This is a genomic window from Acinetobacter sp. YH12040, from assembly GCF_013420005.1.
GTDB lineage: Bacteria > Pseudomonadota > Gammaproteobacteria > Pseudomonadales > Moraxellaceae > Acinetobacter > Acinetobacter amyesii.
Genome location: NZ_VOZB01000034.1, coordinates 1 through 1,363, shown reverse-complemented (window position 1 = coordinate 1,363; position 1,363 = coordinate 1). Strand labels below are relative to the sequence as shown.

General features: G+C 40.4%; 2 protein-coding genes. One reads left to right on the top strand and one right to left on the bottom strand.

The window, feature by feature from the left end; translation table 11 throughout:
- Positions 1-105 precede the first annotated feature (105 nt).
- Positions 106-411: an IS630 transposase-related protein gene (locus tag FTT99_RS16305; protein ID WP_087547287.1), complete on the top strand. Its 306-nt coding sequence runs from the start codon at positions 106-108 to the stop codon at positions 409-411.
- Positions 412-586: 175 nt separating this feature from the next.
- Here FTT99_RS16305 and istB read toward each other — a convergent pair.
- A partial coding sequence (istB, locus tag FTT99_RS16300) for an IS21-like element ISAba8 family helper ATPase IstB (protein ID WP_218954542.1) occupies positions 587-1,363 on the bottom strand: 777 nt, incomplete at its 5' end.

Sequence of the window (1,363 nt, the reverse complement as noted above, 5' to 3'; positions counted from 1 at the left end):
ATGCAAGACGGTGTCATTACGGCTGACATTCAACATATACAGGTAAAAAATCATGACGACTGATACTCTATAGCCAAATCCTAAAAACTATAGAACAATAGAGATATGGGATATTCAAAAGATTTTAAAGACAAAGTCATAGAAATTATGATTCGAGATGAAATGTCTGTGCGAAAAGCAGCACAGCATTTTAACATCTGTATACAAACGATTCAGAACTGGAAAAAGTCCACTACAAACAAACCTATTCCTGGCCGTCCAGCTAAAATTAGCAGAGAGCAAATATTGAAGGATGTTGAACAATATCCTGATGATTATCAGTATGAGCGAGCTGAACGTTTAGGAGTAAGCACTCATGCGGTATTTAATGCATTACATGCCGCAGGAATATCGCGTAAAAAAAGACGTTAAAGCATCCTAAAGCAGATCAAAATCAACGTCAGCAATTTCAAAATCTCATAGAGTGTTTAGAAGGGAAATTGCCTCTGATTTACATAGATGAAAGTGGTTTTTGTCAACGGCATTCTAAAATTGACCCCTTTTACCTTTCAAATGGCAAAGTAAAATTGACCCCTTTGATCTCGTATTAAGTTTCAACCTGGGGCTGAATCCCAATTCTTTTTTTATCCTTCAAACGATAACTCTCACCCGATATTTGTACCACATGACAGTGATGCAATAACCGATCTAACATCGCAGCGGTCAACGTGACATCATCTGCAAAGGATTTGGACCACTGGCTAAAGGGTAAGTTACTCGTCAATATCGTACTGCCTTTTTCATAACGCTTGGCAATCACGTTAAAGAACAGATTCGCTTCTTCACGTCCAAACGGTAAATAACCAATTTCATCGATAATCAGTAACTTTGGTCCCAGTACCGCACGTTGCATATAGGTTTTCAGTTTACCTTGCTGATAGGCTGTACTTAGTTGCAGCATGAGATCGGCGGCGGTAATGAACTTGATCTTAATGTTGTTCATGATGGCCTTATAGCCTAATGCCATAGATAAGTGCGTTTTTCCTACTCCGCTAGCCCCGAGAAACACCACATTTTCTGCTCTAGCAATAAAGCTCAGATTGAACAGTTCAATCACCTGTGATTTAGGGGCCCCTAGGGCATAATTAAAATCATAGTCTTCCAGGGTTTTGACTTGAGGCAGGCCTGAGAGTTTCATCAGTACCTGCTGACTGCGCTGTTGCCTGGCAGCATATTCATGCGTCAAGATCGCTTCAACAAAGTCGGCATAACTTCCATCTTGACCTAATGTTTGTTGTGCATGATGTGACCATTGTGATGCCACTGTTTGTAGACCAAGCTGACGGCAAAGCTGTTCAATACGCTCATACTGTAAATTAGATCG